Annotated in this window: 15 protein-coding genes; 6 read left to right on the top strand and 9 right to left on the bottom strand. The window is 64.7% G+C overall.

Features of this window, described 5'->3' with window-relative positions; genetic code table 11:
• The first annotated feature begins 7 nt into the window (after positions 1–7).
• Positions 8–1,111 (top strand): branched-chain amino acid aminotransferase, encoded by a 1,104-nt coding sequence (locus CH302_RS16060; RefSeq protein ID WP_037192897.1) that lies wholly within the window; start codon positions 8–10, stop codon positions 1,109–1,111.
• Here CH302_RS16060 and CH302_RS16055 read toward each other — a convergent pair.
• Genes CH302_RS16055 through CH302_RS16040 form a run of 4 tightly spaced genes read right to left on the bottom strand, consistent with a single transcriptional unit; the run spans position 1,108 to position 4,203 of the window.
• Positions 1,108–1,869 (bottom strand): adenosylcobinamide-GDP ribazoletransferase, encoded by a 762-nt coding sequence (locus CH302_RS16055; protein ID WP_037192893.1) that lies wholly within the window; start codon positions 1,867–1,869, stop codon positions 1,108–1,110. The genes CH302_RS16060 and CH302_RS16055 overlap by 4 nt on opposite strands.
• A 2-nt stretch (positions 1,870–1,871) precedes the next feature.
• Positions 1,872–2,972, bottom strand: coding sequence for a nicotinate-nucleotide--dimethylbenzimidazole phosphoribosyltransferase (cobT, locus tag CH302_RS16050; RefSeq protein ID WP_037192891.1), 1,101 nt, complete (start codon positions 2,970–2,972; stop codon positions 1,872–1,874).
• Entirely contained in the window at positions 2,969–3,538 is a 570-nt protein-coding gene (gene cobU, locus CH302_RS16045) for a bifunctional adenosylcobinamide kinase/adenosylcobinamide-phosphate guanylyltransferase (RefSeq protein ID WP_037192888.1), read from the bottom strand. Before cobU ends, cobT begins: the two co-directional genes overlap by 4 nt.
• Positions 3,539–3,543: 5 nt before the next feature.
• Complete coding sequence (locus tag CH302_RS16040) at positions 3,544–4,203, bottom strand: DUF3043 domain-containing protein (RefSeq protein ID WP_037192886.1); 660 nt, start codon at positions 4,201–4,203, stop codon at positions 3,544–3,546.
• 100 nt (positions 4,204–4,303) lie between these two features.
• On the opposite strand from CH302_RS16040, the gene CH302_RS16035 reads away from it, so the two are divergent.
• The 3 genes from CH302_RS16035 to CH302_RS16025 all read left to right on the top strand — a co-directional run bounded on the left by CH302_RS16035 (position 4,304) and on the right by CH302_RS16025 (position 6,886).
• Complete coding sequence (locus CH302_RS16035) at positions 4,304–5,377, top strand: glycerate kinase family protein (protein ID WP_037192884.1); 1,074 nt, start codon at positions 4,304–4,306, stop codon at positions 5,375–5,377.
• 64 nt (positions 5,378–5,441) lie between these two features.
• The gene (locus tag CH302_RS16030; protein ID WP_037192882.1) at positions 5,442–5,807 is read left to right on the top strand and encodes a HesB/IscA family protein; all 366 of its coding nucleotides are present in this window, start codon (positions 5,442–5,444) and stop codon (positions 5,805–5,807) included.
• Positions 5,808–5,911: 104 nt separating this feature from the next.
• Complete coding sequence (locus tag CH302_RS16025) at positions 5,912–6,886, top strand: carbohydrate kinase family protein (protein ID WP_037192880.1); 975 nt, start codon at positions 5,912–5,914, stop codon at positions 6,884–6,886.
• A gap of 94 nt (positions 6,887–6,980) precedes the next feature.
• Here CH302_RS16025 and asnB read toward each other — a convergent pair whose 3' ends face one another.
• A complete protein-coding gene (gene asnB / locus CH302_RS16020; RefSeq protein WP_037192878.1) occupies positions 6,981–8,909 on the bottom strand; it encodes an asparagine synthase (glutamine-hydrolyzing) in 1,929 nt (642 codons plus the stop codon).
• A 224-nt stretch (positions 8,910–9,133) separates the two neighbouring features.
• Between asnB and ctaC the strand changes: the two genes are divergently transcribed.
• Together ctaC and CH302_RS16010 are read left to right on the top strand one after the other, a co-directional pair.
• On the top strand, positions 9,134–10,213 hold the full coding sequence (gene ctaC / locus CH302_RS16015; RefSeq protein ID WP_037193526.1) for an aa3-type cytochrome oxidase subunit II: 1,080 nt from the start codon (positions 9,134–9,136) through the stop codon (positions 10,211–10,213).
• 18 nt (positions 10,214–10,231) lie between these two features.
• Positions 10,232–10,648: a cytochrome c oxidase subunit 4 gene (locus CH302_RS16010; RefSeq protein WP_037192876.1), complete on the top strand. Its 417-nt coding sequence runs from the start codon at positions 10,232–10,234 to the stop codon at positions 10,646–10,648.
• A gap of 160 nt (positions 10,649–10,808) precedes the next feature.
• Here the strand turns inward: CH302_RS16010 and CH302_RS16005 are convergent, their stop codons facing one another.
• The 4 genes from CH302_RS16005 to qcrC form a co-directional block, all read right to left on the bottom strand.
• Positions 10,809–11,084 carry a helix-turn-helix domain-containing protein gene (locus tag CH302_RS16005; protein WP_037193523.1) on the bottom strand — a complete coding sequence of 92 codons (276 nt, stop codon included), beginning with the start codon at positions 11,082–11,084 and terminating at the stop codon, positions 10,809–10,811.
• A gap of 225 nt (positions 11,085–11,309) precedes the next feature.
• On the bottom strand, positions 11,310–13,088 hold the full coding sequence (gene qcrB / locus CH302_RS16000; protein ID WP_037192874.1) for a cytochrome bc1 complex cytochrome b subunit: 1,779 nt from the start codon (positions 13,086–13,088) through the stop codon (positions 11,310–11,312).
• The gene (gene qcrA / locus CH302_RS15995) at positions 13,085–14,296 is read right to left on the bottom strand and encodes a cytochrome bc1 complex Rieske iron-sulfur subunit (protein WP_255138312.1); all 1,212 of its coding nucleotides are present in this window, start codon (positions 14,294–14,296) and stop codon (positions 13,085–13,087) included. Before qcrA ends, qcrB begins: the two co-directional genes overlap by 4 nt.
• Positions 14,293–15,141, bottom strand: a complete 849-nt coding sequence (qcrC, locus tag CH302_RS15990; RefSeq protein WP_037192872.1) for a cytochrome bc1 complex diheme cytochrome c subunit — start codon at positions 15,139–15,141, stop codon at positions 14,293–14,295. The genes qcrA and qcrC overlap by 4 nt, the downstream gene beginning before the upstream one ends.
• Positions 15,142–15,164 lie beyond the last annotated feature (23 nt).

Below are 15,164 nucleotides of genomic sequence, written 5' to 3'. Positions count from 1 at the left end.
CTCCGGCATGACAGGTGTTTCCGAATTCACGCACGTGCAGCATTCCTCGCCCGCCACTGCCGCGGAGCGCGACGCGGTGCTCGCTGCACCCGGTTTCGGAAAACACTTCACCGACCACATGGTGTACATCGACTACACCCGTGAGAGCGGTTGGCACGATGCGACGATCGCGCCGTACGGTCCGATCGAACTCGACCCCGCCGCGATGGTCCTGCACTACGGCCAGGCCATCTTCGAAGGACTCAAGATCTACCGTCAGCCGAACGGCGACCTCTCGACTTTTCGGGTGGACTCCAACGCCGAGCGTTTCCGCTCCTCGGCTCGCCGTCTGGCGATGCCGGAGTTGCCGGACGAGCTGTTCATCGGATCGATCGAGAAGCTTCTCGAACTCGACCACGACTGGGTGCCCGCGGCCGGCGGCGAGGACGCGCTGTACGTCCGGCCGTACATGTTCTCCACCGAGGCCGGGCTCGGTGTGCGACCCGCCGACTCGTACCGCTACATGTTGATCGCCTCGCCCGCGGGCGCGTACTTCCCCCGCGGCGTCAAGCCGGTGAGCGTCTGGCTGTCCACCGAGTACGTCCGGGCGGCTCCGGGCGGAACCGGTGCGGCGAAGTTCGCGGGCAACTACGCCGCGTCACTGCTCGCGCAGGCGCAGGCGAGTGACGAGGGATGCGACCAGGTGGTGTGGCTCGACGCCACCGAGCGTCGCTACGTCGAGGAGATGGGCGGGATGAACCTGTTCTTCGTCTTCGGCTCGGGCTCCGACGCGCGTCTGGTGACGCCCTCGCTGTCCGGATCGCTCCTCCCCGGCATCACCCGTGACTCGCTGCTGGCCCTGGCGACGGATGCAGGTATTCCCGTCGAAGAGCGGCGGATCTCCACCGAAGAGTGGCGCAAGGGTGCCGATTCGGGTGAGATCACCGAGGTGTTCGCATGTGGCACGGCAGCGGTCATCACACCGGTGGGCAGCGTCAAGTCCACCGAGGGAACGTTCGAGATCGCAGGCGGCGAGCCGGGCGAGATCACGCTCGCACTGCGTGACACGCTCACCGGCATCCAGCGCGGAACGTTCGCCGACACGCACGGCTGGATGACGACGCTCCGCTAGCTCCCCACGAGCAGACCGATCGCGGCCAGCGCGGTGGTGGTCTCGATCCCGGCTCCGAGCACGTCGCCGGAGAGCCCGCCGAAGCGTCGGACGCAGTGCCGAGTGGCCAGTGTCCCGAGCACCAGAACGGCGACGACCACCAGCGGTCCCTGCCACGGGCGGTCGGGCTCTGCGAACACCGAGATCGCCACTGCGACAACCACCCACAGCGCTGGAGTCACGTTCGACTGCGTGCCTGCGACCAGCGCACCGAAACCGTTCGGAGACGACGCGGCCGTGCCCCGGCGGCAGGCGAGCACCACCGACACCCGGCCGATCACCGGCAGGACAGCGATCGCCCACCACAGCTGCTGCTCCGCGAGCTGGCCCAGGCCCGCGGCCTGAACCGCCAGAACGAGTGCGATGGTCGCAACTCCGAACGGCCCGGCACTGCCGGACTTCATGACTTCTCGCGCGCGCTCGGGAGGTCCGTAACAGCCCAGTCCGTCTGCGGTGTCGGCCAACCCGTCGAGATGCATCCCCCGAGTGAGCAGTGCCGTGGCCGCGACGGCGATCAGTCCGCCGAGCAGGGGAGACAGGCCTGCCGTCGTCGATGTCCACAGAAGGATCGCGCTGATGGCGCCCAGGGCGATGCCGACGATCGGAGCGAGCGCTATCGCGCGCCCGGCGGAGTCCCTGTCGACCTCGTCCGGGCCGCGTACAGGCAGCACCGTCAGCCAGGAGAACGCGAGCACCAGTGCATCGGCTCGCCCGCGCACCGTCAGTGCTCTTCGATAGTGCTGTGGGCTTCGATATCGCCGGTACTGACACCGGAGTCGGCGAAGGTGGCCATCGAATTCAGGGTGCCGACACCCGCACGAACCAGAGGCAACGCCGCCAGCGCACCCGAGCCTTCGCCGAGGCGCATCTCCAACTCCACGATCGGCTCGAGACGCAAGTGCCGCAACGCAAGTGAATGGGCGGGCTCGGCCGAACGATGCCCGGCAACCCACCAGCTGCGTGCCCCGGCTGCCGCGTCCTCGGCCACCAGAGCGGCCGCTGTCACCACGAGGCCGTCCAGAATCACGGGGGTTCGCCGATGCGCGGCCTGGGCGAGAAAGCCGGCGAGGGCCGCGATGTCGGCTCCGCCCGCGACCCGCAGCAGATCGGTTGGATTCTTCGCGACCGGTCGTGCTCGACGCATCGCGTCCCGGATCGCTGCGGTCTTCCTGATCCACCCCGCATCGTCGATTCCGGTGCCGCGACCGACAGCGGCAACCGGTTCGGTGTCGGTCAGGGTCGCGATCAATACCGTTGCAGGAGTGGTGTTTCCGATACCCATGTCGCCTGCGATGAGAAGATCTGCGCCGCCGTCCACTTCTTCGTCGGCGATGGCGGCTCCGGCGGCGATCGCGGCCAGAACCTCGTCCTCGGTCAGTGCGTCCTCGCGGTCGATCGATCCGCTGGACCGTCGAATCTTGAACGCGGACACAGAGGAATCCGTATCGGCGTCGACAGCGATGTCGACAACCCGAACCGCGGCACCGGCGATATCGGCGAGCACATTGACCGCGGCACCACCGGCGCGGATGTTCTCGACCATCTGCGCCGTCACCTCGGGAGGGTACGCAGAGACCCCGTGCGCAGCGACGCCGTGATCGCCTGCGAACACGACAACTCGCACTCGTTCGAGAGAGCGCGGCGGGCAGGTGTCCTGGCAGGAGGCGATCCACTCACCGAGCGCCTCGAGGCGACCGAGGCTGCCGGCAGGCTTGGTCAATTCCCGTTGCCGGTCCGCGGCGGCCGATCGAGCCGAGTCGGACGGAGCGGTCACCGGACGGAACGGCGATGACGCCGAATTCTCTTCCGAAAGAATTGTCACACTGTGCCTTTCGCGGTGATGAAGTCCGCCGGAGGTTCCTTGAGAGTCAGCGCGAGTCCCGCGACGACCAGCAGAACCCTGTCACACACTGCTGCGAGCCGAGAATTGAGCAAGCCCAACTCGTCTCGGAAGAGGCGACCGGAACGGGATTCGGGCACCACGGACAGTCCGACCTCGGGACTGACCAAGACGAGAGTGGAGGTGCAGTCCGCGACCGCCCCCACCAGGTTGTCGACAGCCGGTGCGATGGTGCCGCGGGGGAGCTCCCACGCCTGCGCGTCGTCGAGCATTCCCGTCAGCCACGTTCCGAGATCGTCGACGACGGTGGTGCCGTCCCACGGCTGCGACAGGACTCCCGACAGTGTTGCGACGGTTTCTACAGTGGACCAATGTGTCGGTCTCGACGCGCGATGACGGTCGATGCGGAGCTGCCAGTCCTCGTCCGTGGCGTCGCGCCTACCGGTGGCGAGATAACGAACCGGCTCGAGAAGGGCAAGCGACTCGGCGTGCCCGGACTTACCGGATCTGGCTCCACCGAGCACGAGGGTTCGTCTCGGTTCGCCCACCGACGTCAGACGGCCTCGCCGGCGCTGACTCGCGGCTTGGGAGCGCGCATCTTGCGGATCTGGGACGCACGAACGAAGGCGTACCACCCGATCTTGAAACCGCCGTCGGTGGTCTCGGGGAACCGCACCCGAATCTTGTTGTTGATCATCTTGCCGAGGTAGACGCCCTCGCCGACCATGAAGAGCATCATGACGAACATGCCGAGGGTGACGTACTGCTGCACCTGAGGCTGCAGGAACAACGCGAAGATCAGGATCAGCGCGAGTGGCATGAACAGACCAACGAGGTTGCGCCGCGCGTCGACGATGTCGCGCACGTAGGCACGGACCGGACCCTTGTCTCGCGGGAGCAGGTACTTGTCGTCGCCCGCAAGCATGCGTGCGCGTCGTTCGGCTGCGGCGGCGCGTCGCTCGTTGGACGCGGCCTTGCGATCTTCCTTGCTGCCCTTGTTCGCCTTGCGACGCTCGCGTGCCTCTTTGCTCGTCAGCGGAGCAGGAGCAACCGGTCCGCGACGCCGGGCCTCGGCGTCACGGCGCTTGGGGGTCGGTCGGCCCTTGCCGAGAGACACCGAAGTGGTCGCGTCGCTCCCGGCCGTCGTCGACTCGGATTCGTTCGAGTCGTTTCCGTCCGAATTGTCAGAGTTTCCACGGCGTAGCAGCTTCACGCACTCAGAGTATGGGATGACTCGTCGGTGTCGAACACCGGCCAGGTCAGCGGCGAAACAGCGGATGCCGTTCCGGCGCTGCAGCCCTAGACTTCCGACGATGCGAGTGATGATTGCGCCGGATTCGTTCGGAGACACCCTGACTGCCGCGGCCGCGGCGGAGGCCATCGCCAGGGGATGGGCCTCGGTTCGTGAGAACGATCGACTCGAACTCGCGCCCCAATCCGACGGCGGCCCCGGCTTCGTCGAGGTCCTGGCCTCGCGCATCGGCACCGTGCACTCCGCGGACGTCGACGGGCCACTCGGCAACCCGGTCCGAGCCCACTGGCTGCTCGACGGTACGGCGGCGTACATCGAATCGGCCCACGCCTGCGGTCTGCATCTGCTCGGCGGCCCACCCACCACACTGTCTGCCCTGAAGGCAAGCAGCTACGGCGTCGGCCAGCTTCTCGACGCCGCCCTCGATGCAGGCGCTCGTACGGTGTTCGTCGGGCTCGGCGGAAGCAGCTGCACCGACGGCGGGCGCGCGATGATTCGTGCACTGGGCGGACTGGGAGCGGCAGTCGCGCGGTTGTCGGACATCGACCTCGTCGCCGCGTCGGACGTGGAGAACCCGCTGCTGGGCGATACCGGTGCAGCCCGCGTGTTCGGCCCGCAGAAGGGTGCCGACGCGGACACCGTCGCTCGGCTGGAGGAGTTCAACACCGATTGGGCCGCAGTGCTCGCTGCCGCCGGTTACGACGTGGCAGATCGTGCCGGCGCCGGAGCCGCAGGCGGACTGGGAGCCGCTCTGTTCGCACTCGGCGGCAGGCAGCTTCCCGGTGCCGTCGTGGTGGCCGAACGGACCGGTCAGCAAGAACTTCTGGACTCCGTCGACCTGGTTTTGACCGGTGAGGGCAAATTCGACTCGCAATCGCTGCGAGGGAAGCTGGTGACCAGAATCGCTGCCGCGGGCGGCGCGACCGGGATCGACACGATCGTGCTGGCGGGACAGGTCACCTTGTCCGAGGACGAACTGGCCTCGGCGGGTATCTCGTCAGCGCATTCGATCAGTGAGTTCGCGGGATCGGTGGAGCTGGCGATGTCCGACGCGGCGAACCAGCTCGAACAGCTCGCCGCGCGCGTCGCGGCCGACGTTGCCGAAACCTCGGTCGAACCGAGGCGGCGAGCGTGAGGAATAGAGCCACCGGGAGTACGGTTGAGTAATTCACGGGTTGTACGACTGATAGGGAGAGCCCATGACCGTTTCGAATGAGACCACAACGACCGAAACCACGGCGCACAAGGTCACCATGACGGAGACCGCATCGACCAAGGCCAAGGCGTTGCTGGATCAAGAAGGCCGCGACGACCTCGCTCTGCGCATCGCCGTGCAGCCAGGTGGCTGCGCAGGACTGCGCTACCAGCTCTTCTTCGACGACCGAAGCCTCGACGGCGACCTCGCGGTCGACTTCAACGGCGTCACCCTCGCGGTGGACCGGATGAGCGCTCCCTACGTGGAGGGTGCATCCATCGACTTCGTGGACACGATCGAGAAGCAGGGCTTCACGATCGACAACCCGAACGCCACGGGATCGTGCGCGTGCGGCGACTCGTTCAACTGAGCTGACTCGTTCTCGACTGTGACCGGTACACGCACGCGTGTATCGGTCACAGTCGTGTCTGCCTGTCAACACCCCAGCATTTCCGAACCGAAAGGCCCTCCTTCGTGACTCTCGCGGTATCCGGCTCGATAGCGACCGACCATCTGATGCGATTCTCCGGACGGTTCGCCGAGCAGATCGTCGCCGACCAGCTCTCTAACATCTCGTTGAGCTTTCTGGTGGACGATCTGGTCATCCGCAAGGGCGGCGTCGGCGGCAACATCGCATACGCACTCGGAGTTCTCGGCGGTGCGCCACTGCTCGTCGGAGCTGTGGGACCGGACTTCGCCGAATATCGGAGCTGGCTCGAAGAGCACGGAGTCGACTGCAGTGGTGTGAGCGTGTCCGCTACCGCGCACACGGCCCGCTTCGTCTGCACCACGGACGAGGACATGGCGCAGATCGCGTCGTTCTACCCCGGAGCGATGAGCGAGGCCCGTGATATTTCCATCGAGGCACTGGCAGCGCAGCACTCGATGGACCTGGTTCTGATCGGTGCCAACGACCCCGACGCCATGACGGCGCACACGGCGCAGTGCCGCGCTGCCGGCATCCCGTTCGCGGCCGACCCGTCACAGCAGCTCGCCCGGCTCGACGCCGCGCAGGCAACCGACTTGATCGACGGTGCCGCGTACCTGTTCACCAACGAGTACGAATGGGCGCTTCTCAAGCAGAAGACCGGAATGTCCGACGCAGATATCGCCGCGAAGGTGGATCTGCGCGTCACCACCCTGGGTAAGCGGGGCGTCGACATCGTCGCCAAGGGCGGCGAACACACTCACATCGGTGTCGTACCCGAGACGAGCAAGGTCGACCCGACCGGTGTCGGCGACGGTTTCCGAGCAGGTTTCCTCACCGCGCACATGGCCGGAGCCAGCATCGAACGTGCAGCGCAGCTCGGTTCGCTCGTGGCCGTGCTGGTACTCGAGACCACCGGCACCCAGGAGTGGGATCTCAACCGCGACGACGCGATCAAGCGTCTGACGGCGGCCTACGGTGCCGACGCGGGCGAGGAGATCGGGGCATTGCTCCCCGCCTGATCGAGGTTGTTCGTTTGCCCGCCGGATCAATGTGGCTTTGTTGCACTCCGAGTGACCGAAAGTCGCATTGATCCGCCGGGGACGGTCGGCCAGGTCAGATGTTGACCGGATACTCCGGTTCGGCGATCTGCGGCACGATGCGCTTCTCGACGAAGATGCCGTGCCACACCATGAAGATCAGCAGCGTCCACAGTCGTCGGCTGTGATCGGACTTGCCTGCGCGGTGGTCGTCGAGCATTGCGACGACGGCGGCCTTGTTCAGCAGGTGATCGGTCTGCGAATCGGCGATCTGCTGGTGCGCCCAGTCGAAGAGTTCCGGGCCGCGCAGCCAATGGCGCAGTGGCACGGGGAATCCCAGCTTGGCGCGGTGCAGCACGTGACCGGGAACGATTCCCTCCAGCGCCTGGCGCAGTGCGTACTTGGTGGTGCTCTTGGTGATCTTCTGCTCGAGCGGAAGCTTCTCGGCGACCTTGTAGACCTCGGAGTCCAGGAACGGAACTCGCAGCTCGAGTGAGTTCGCCATGGTGATCTTGTCGGCCTTGACCAGAATGTCGCCGCGCAACCAGGTGAACAGATCCAGATGCTGCATCCGAGCAACCGGATCCCAGCCCTGCGACTGCGCATAGATCGGCGCGGTGACGTCCTGATGAGTCCACTCGGATCGGAACTCACGCAGCACCGATCGCAACTGCGCGTCGTTGAAGCTGCGAGCGTTGCCGTAGTACCGCTCTTCGAGAGTCATCGATCCCCGGTTGAGCAGGCTCTTGCCGCGCGTGCCCTCCGGGATTCGCTCGCTCAACGAGCCGGCCGCACGACGAAGGAAGGCGGGGAGCGACTCGAACGGCTTCAACGACAGCGGTTCGCGGTAGATGGTGTAGCCACCGAACAATTCGTCCGCGCCTTCACCTGAGAGCACGACCTTCACGTGCTTGCGTGCTTCCTTGGCGACGAAGTACAGCGGCACCAACGCGGGGTCGGCCACGGGATCGTCCAGATACCAGACGATCTCGGGGATGGACGCCGCGAACTCCTCCGGCCCGACGACCTTCACGATGTGTCGGGCACCGATTGCGGCCGCGGACTCCGCTGCCACGTCGACCTCCGAGTAGCCGTCGCGCTCGAATCCGGTGGTGAACGTGATCAGGTCGGGATTGTGACGAATCGCCAGAGCCGCGATGGCCGTCGAGTCGATGCCGCCCGAGAGGAACGAGCCGACGGTGACGTCGGCACGCATGTGTTTGGCAACCGAGTCCTCGAGTGCCTCGGCGATTTCCTGGTACCGCGCCTTCTCGCTGCCGGGTGCGAAGGGCTGCACCGGAAACTTCGGGGTGAAGTAGCGGGTGACCTTCGGCGCGGTACCGGGGGAGAGGGTGGCGTAGCAACCGGATTCGAGCCGGCGAACGCCTGCGTGCAGGGTTTCGGGCTCCGGGACGTACTGCAGCACCGTGTAGTGCTCGATCGCGCGAGGATCGAGATCGGCGTCGACGCCGAGCAGATCCATCAGCTCGAGCACACTCTTCTTCTCGCTACCGAACGCGGTGCCGCCCGGACCGGTGGCCAGGAACAGCGGCTTGATGCCGAAGGGATCGCGTGCGATGAACATCTCGCGAGTCTCGGTGTCCCATACGGCGAACGCGAACATGCCTCGCAGTCGCTGCACGGCGGCAGCGCCCCAGTAGTGGAACGCCGCGACGATCGACTCGCTGTCACCTTCGGTGGTGAACTCGGCACCGTGGTCGCGTGCAAGTTCTGCGCGCAGTTCCAGATAGTTGTAGATCTCGCCGTTGAAGACGAGCGCGTACCGGTTCGGTGATTCCGGCGGACCCCAACGCATCGGCTGATGGGAGTGTTCGATGTCGATGAAGGACAACCGATTGAAGCCGTAGACGACGTCGTCGTCGTGCCAGGTGCCACCGGGTTCGTCCGGGCCACGGTGTCGCATGCAGTGTGTCGCCGAAGCGACGAGTTCGACTCCGGCGGCGGTCGTTCCGTGAGACGTGAGTACTCCGAGCAGTCCACACACGGCGTCTGCTACCTCTTCTCGCAGTTGGGGACAGTGCAGGGGTCCTGGTCTCCGCGAGTGTCGTCAGCGGGACTGTAGATCAGGATCCGAGTATGCCGCAGACACGCTCGGACGTAGGTAACGACCCAAGGGTGGTTCTCCTCGGGCTTTGGTCTACGCTGCGTAGTACTCGGGCATCTCCATGTGGAAGCCCTTATTCTTCAGTGGTGGGCAATCAGGAAGGCGTGAACGTGGCGCAGAGTCGGATCCTTCGGCGAGCGGGGCTGACAGCATTTCTCGGTGTAGCCGCGTTGATGCTGTCGGGCTGTTCCATCAGCAGCGACAACGTACTCAATTTCGGTTTCGCCTCGGGCGTCACCCCTCAGGGGCGACGCATCGGCGACCTGTGGACGTGGTCGGTCATTGCCGCCCTGGTCATGGGCATCATCGTGTGGGTTCTGATCTTCTGGGTGGTGCTGTTCCACCGTAAGAAGAAGAGTTCACCGGAGTTCCCCCGCCAGACGGCGTACAACGTTCCGCTCGAGCTGTTCTACACAGCGGTTCCGTTCGTGATCATCGCCGTCCTGTTCTACTTCACCGTGGTGGTGCAGAACTACGTCGACGAGAAGCAGGCCGATCCCGACGTCCAGGTGGATGTCACGGCGTACCAGTGGAACTGGAAGTTCGGATACCGGACCATCGACCTCAAGGACGGTGCCGCCAAGTACGAGGGCACCGACGAGGAAGAGCAGGCTGCCGCCGAGGCCGCCGCCACCCCGGGCGAAGGTGCCGAGGGCAGCGAGGACGGCGAGTTCGTTCCGGGCCCGATCAACGGAGCATCCACGCAGGACCTGTCGTACCTGCACTACAACAAGATCGAAACGGTCGGCTCCAGCGAAGAGATCCCCGTCCTGGTTCTGCCCACCGGCAAGCGCATCGAATTCGTGCTCGCGTCCTCGGACGTCATCCACGGATTCTGGGTTCCGGAATTCCTGTTCAAGCGTGACGTTCTCCCGAACCCCGAGGAGAACCACTCCGACAACGTGTTCCAGATCAGCGAAATCGAACGCGAAGGCTCCTTCGTCGGACGGTGCACCGAGATGTGTGGCACCTTCCACTCGATGATGAACTTCGAGGTGCGTGCCGTGTCTCCGGAGCGGTTCGAGCAGTACATCGAACTTCGCAAGCCCCTGTCCGAAGGCGGAGAAGCGCTGACCAACGCGCAGGCGCTCGAAGCCATCGGCGAGAGCCCCGTCGCAACGAGCACCGCGCCGTTCTCGACCGACCGCACCGTCCGAACAGCCGCTGTCGCTGAAGGCAACTGACCAAGGAAGCATGCTGATATGAAAATCGAAGCCAAGATCTTCGAAATCCTCACTGTCTTCTTTCTCCTGGTCGGCATCGTGTACACGTTGTTCACGGGCCTGAGCCGCACAGGAGTCGAGTGGGCCGGAGTCACCGCGATCTTCCTGTCGGTGGGTCTGACCTTGATCATCGGTACCTACTTCAGGTTCGTCGCCCGACGCCTGGACACGCGCCCCGAGGACTTCGACGACGCCGAGGTGAGCGACGGCGCAGGCGACCTCGGCTTCTTCAGCCCCGGCAGCTTCTGGCCGATCGTGCTGGCAGCAGCGGCATCCGTCACCGCCATCGGATTCGCGTTCTTCCAGCCGTGGCTCATCGCCCTGGGCGTCGTCTGCGTCATCGCTGCGGCCGCAGGTTTGGTCTTCGAGTACCACGTGGGTGCCGAGCGCCACTGACTCCACCAGCTACACCCGGAAAGGGCCCCGGTCGTTCTCACGAGCGACCGGGGCCCTTTTCTGCTGTCCGGGGCACAGGCAAGGACGGGATGATCGGCTCACGGCGCTGTGGGGTGTGAACCGGCGGAGATGAACGGGAGAGCTGAACGAGGTGGGGCCGTCAGGAGACGTCGGCCTCCGAGTGGGACCGGACGGAGCTGGACGTCGAATCGGCGAGCGAATCGAGGGAGATGTTCAGCGCACCGCACAGTGCGGCGACGGTGAAGAACGCCGGCGTCGGAATTCTGCCGGTCTCGATCTTCCTCAGAGTCTCGACCGAGATACCGGCCGCATCCGCGACGTCGGTCATGGTTCGACCACCACGGGCATGACGGAGAGCGGAGCCGAGCCTGGCACCTCGGGCGAGTTCGCCGGGGGTGAGGGGAATGCGAACCATGACACCGATAGTAATACCGGTGTTCGCGGGCCCCTGAGCCGAGAACGGTCGGTACACCGGGTCGACGGGTCATCCGCCCGGTGGGGGAGGGGAGGGGCCGTCAGGACCTTCGCCGGTGTGGAGCCGTCCTGTAGCGAAGGCTTCGAGCCCGGATAGTCTTCGCAGACAACAAAAGAGGGCGACACCGTTGCCGGTGTCGCCCTCTTTTTCGGACTCTGTCAGATGTCAGCGTTCTCTGTCGTTGTCGCTTCGACCCGAAGCGATGGCAGTGTCCTCGTCCGAGTGCAGCCCATTGCCGTTCCCGTTCGAGTGGCCGTTCCCGTTCGAGTGGCCGTTGCCATTGGCATGACCGTTCCCGTTCGAGTGGCCATTGCCGTTCGAGTGACCGTTGCCGTGGATGCCCGCCTGGTAGTTGCGGAGCATCGTGAGCTGCTCGTGCTCACCCTTGTGGTGGGCGTCTTCGAGAGCCTTGCTCTGTGCCACCGGATCCGGCGTGAACAGCGATCCCGAGCCGGGCTTTCCGGCCGAGCCGAGCTTGTTCATCTTCTTCGGTACGGGTGCGCCCTGGTAATCGAGGGGAATCGGGTGTCCGTGATCGTCGACCGGTCCGAGCGGCTGGTGGATTTCCACGTACTGGCCGTGCGGGAGTCGCTTGATGATTCCGGTTTCGATGCCGTGCTCGAGAACAGCCCGGTCACTGCGCTGCAGTCCGATGCAGAATCGGTATGCAATGAAGTACGCGAGCGGGGGCATGGTCAGAATTCCGATACGACCGATCCACGTCATCGCGTTCAGCGAGATGTCGAACTTGTATGCGATGAGGTCGTTGATGCACGAGAGCGTGAGGATCACGTAGAACGTGAGGGCCATCGCGCCGATCGCGGTACGCACCGGAACGTCGCGGGGACGCTGCAGCAGGTTGTGATGCGCAGTGTCTCCGGTGAGACGCTTCTCGATCCAGGGGTAGGCGATCATCACGGTGAAGACGAGACCCATGATCACTGCCACCCAGAACACTGCCGGGATGGTGTAGCGGCCGGCGATGTATATCTCCCAGGCAGGCCACAGTCGTGCCATGCCGTCGGTCCACATCAGATAGAAGTCGGGCTGTACGCCTGCCGACACTTGCGACGGGTTGTACGGTCCGAGATTCCAGATCGGGTTGATCTGGAGCAGTCCGCCCATTGCTGCCAGTACACCGAAGGTGACGGCGAAGAAGGCACCGGACTTGACTGCGAAGACCGGGAGAATACGAACGCCGACGACGTTCTGCTCCGTGCGGCCCGGTCCGGGGAACTGCGTGTGCTTCTGGTACCAGACCAGGGCCAGGTGGGCTGCGATCAGCGCCAGGATGATGGCCGGTAGAAGAAGCACGTGAGCGACGTACAGGCGCGGGATGATGATCGTGCCGGGGAAGTCGCCGTCGAAGATGAGCCAGTGCATCCACGTGCCGATGATCGGGATGCTCATCGTGATGCCACCGAGAGCGGCGCGGAGGCCGGTGCCGGAGAGCAGATCGTCGGGGAGCGAGTAGCCGAAGAAGCCCTCGAACATCGCGAGGATGAGCAGCAGGCAACCGATGACCCAGTTGGCCTCACGCGGGCGACGGAACGCACCGGTGAAGAAGATGCGCATCATGTGCACGATGATCGACGCCGCGAACATCAGAGCGGCCCAGTGGTGAATCTGCCGCATGAACAGACCGCCACGAACCTCGAACGTGATGTCGAGAGCGGTGGCGTATGCCCTGGACATCGTCACGCCGTTGAGGGGGGTGTACGCACCGTCGTACACGACTTCGCTGAGCGACGGATCGAAGAACAGGGTGAGGAACACACCCGAGATCAGCAGGATGACGAAGCTGTACAGCGCGATCTCACCGAGCAGGAACGACCAGTGCGTGGGGAAGACCTTGTTGATCTGGCGACGCAATCCCGGCGCCAAGTGGTAACGACTGTCTACGCCGTCGGCCTGCTTGGCGGCGAGGGTTTGCAATGTACTCATGAGTCACGCTCCGGACGACGTTCCCAGAAGGCGGGTCCAAGAGCTTCGGTGAAGTCTCCCGAAGCGACGAGGAATCCCTCTTCGTTGACAGTGATGGGAAGTTGGGGCAGCGCACGCGCAGCCGGTCCGAAGATCGGCTTGCCGTACTCGAGCGCGTTGAACTGCGACTGGTGGCAAGGGCACAGAATTCGGTTGGTCTGCTGCTCGTACAACGATGTCGGGCAACCCAGGTGCGTGCAGATCTTCGAGTAGGCGAAGTAGTCGCCGTAGTTGAAGCTTTCTTGGCCCTTGCGCTTGACGACGGTGCTGGCGGCGTCCGGGCGAAGGCGGATGAGCATGACCGAGTTACGAACACCGCGCAGAGAGACGAGCAGGTCGTGCTCGCTCTCGCGGTCCGCTTCGCGGAACGGGAAGACGGTCTCCATGGCACCAGCGTCCAAGTCCTCGGGCCGAACGAGAACGACATCTTCCGGTCGCCCGGTGTCTCGTCGGAGGTAGATGGTCTCTCCATCGTAGCGAGGAGTCCAGCCGGATACCCACAACGGAGAATCTTCGCCCTTCGCCCACGGGTTCTTGATCAGGCCACCGAGGGGAAGCAGCGCCATGACGCCGAGTGCGCCACCACCGAAGACCAGCGATCGCTTGATCACCTTGCGACGACCGATGGTCGACGTGTCGAGGGAGTCGCCCAGCTCGGCGACGAGCGTCTTGCGGTCCGTCTCCGACGAACCACCGTCGTGGCGATCCTGGATCGAGACCTCTTCCGGGATGAACTTCTTGGTGAACTGCACCGCGCCGACACCGACCGCGAGGATCGCCAGGCCCATCGTGCCGCCGATCAGCGGGGTGTACAGCGAGTAGGCCAGGTAGTTCTCTTCGCCGATGCCGGCGTACTGCCACGGCCAGAACAGGTAGATACCGATGAACGCAACTGCGGCGAGACCGGCGATCGTGAACCAGATCGCGACGCTGCGCTCGGCGCGCTTCTCGGCGCGGGTACCTTCCACAGCCCAACGGTTGCGGCGGAAAGCGACGTCGACGCCGTCGAGGTTGGTACCGAGCTCGACCAGTTCGTCGCGGCTCATCGCGGCGAGCTCTTCGTCGGTGTACTTCTTGTCCGCGTTCACGCCTTCGGAACCGGTCGCATCCTTGCGTCCGGATTCGTCGTCGTTGTTCGCGTCCTTACGGCCGGAATCGCCGTCGGTCATGATCTAGCTCCGATCCACAAAGTTGCTCCGACGACGGCGATGATGCCGACCGTCCAGATAGCGATCATCTCGGTACCGGGACCGAAGCTTCCGATGCTCCAACCGCCTGCGGGAAGCGTTTCCTGGGCCGACTTGACGTACGCGATGATGTCGGACTTCTCCTCGATCGTCAGCTGACGATCGGAGAACTTCGGCATGTTCTGCGGACCGGTGACCATCGCGGTGTAGATCTCCTGCTCGTTGGCAGGGCCGAGGGACGGTGCGAACTTGCCCGAGGACAGAGCGCCGCCTTCGCCGGTGAAGTTGTGGCAGGAAGCGCAGTTGAGACGGAACAGTTCACTGCCGCGTCCGATGTCGCCGCCGCGCAGCGACTCCTGGGCGATCTCACCGTTCTCGTCGCGGATGACCGTGGGTCCGCCGCCGTTGGCGTTGATGAACGCACCGAGGGCGTCGATCTGCTTGTCGTTGAACTTCGGCGGCTTGCGCATCGCCTGTGCCTCGTTGCGAACGGCGGGCATGCGGCCGCTCGACACCTGGAAGTACACGGCTGCTTCGCCGACGCCGATGAGGCTCGGTCCGCGATCCTGAACACCCTGCAGGTTGGCACCGTGGCACGTGACGCAGGACGTGTCGTAGAGCTGCTTGCCCTCGCGGATCAGCGCTGCCGAATCGGTATCGGCGGTCGCGACCTGCGGGGTCGGCGTCAGAGCCGAAGCGAGGAACCCTGCGCTCAGAAGGCCCATCATCAGTACGAGCGCACCGGTGATGCGTCGGCGCGTCTTACGCTGCCGTCTCGTCTTGGAGGCGGCGTTGTCGTCGGATGCTGCTGGGGGAGATGAACTCATCTTCTATCCCTTGTCGTGTCGGG

Origin of the sequence: Rhodococcus sp. 15-2388-1-1a (genome assembly GCF_002259145.1) — a bacterium.
In the GTDB taxonomy this organism is placed as follows: domain Bacteria; phylum Actinomycetota; class Actinomycetes; order Mycobacteriales; family Mycobacteriaceae; genus Rhodococcoides.
This window is presented reverse-complemented; position numbering and strand designations above follow the sequence as displayed.

Coding starts and splice junctions, on each gene's coding strand:
- CH302_RS16060 (WP_037192897.1), top strand. CDS start 8: ATGACAGGTGTTTCCGAATTCACGCACGTGCAGCATTCCTCGCCCGCC.
- CH302_RS16035 (WP_037192884.1), top strand. CDS start 4,304: ATGCGAGTGATGATTGCGCCGGATTCGTTCGGAGACACCCTGACTGCC.
- CH302_RS16030 (WP_037192882.1), top strand. CDS start 5,442: ATGACCGTTTCGAATGAGACCACAACGACCGAAACCACGGCGCACAAG.
- qcrB (WP_037192874.1), bottom strand. CDS start 13,088: ATGAGTACATTGCAAACCCTCGCCGCCAAGCAGGCCGACGGCGTAGAC.
- CH302_RS16010 (WP_037192876.1), top strand. CDS start 10,232: ATGAAAATCGAAGCCAAGATCTTCGAAATCCTCACTGTCTTCTTTCTC.
- qcrA (WP_255138312.1), bottom strand. CDS start 14,296: ATGACCGACGGCGATTCCGGCCGTAAGGACGCGAACAACGACGACGAA.
- qcrC (WP_037192872.1), bottom strand. CDS start 15,141: ATGAGTTCATCTCCCCCAGCAGCATCCGACGACAACGCCGCCTCCAAG.
- CH302_RS16005 (WP_037193523.1), bottom strand. CDS start 11,084: ATGGTTCGCATTCCCCTCACCCCCGGCGAACTCGCCCGAGGTGCCAGG.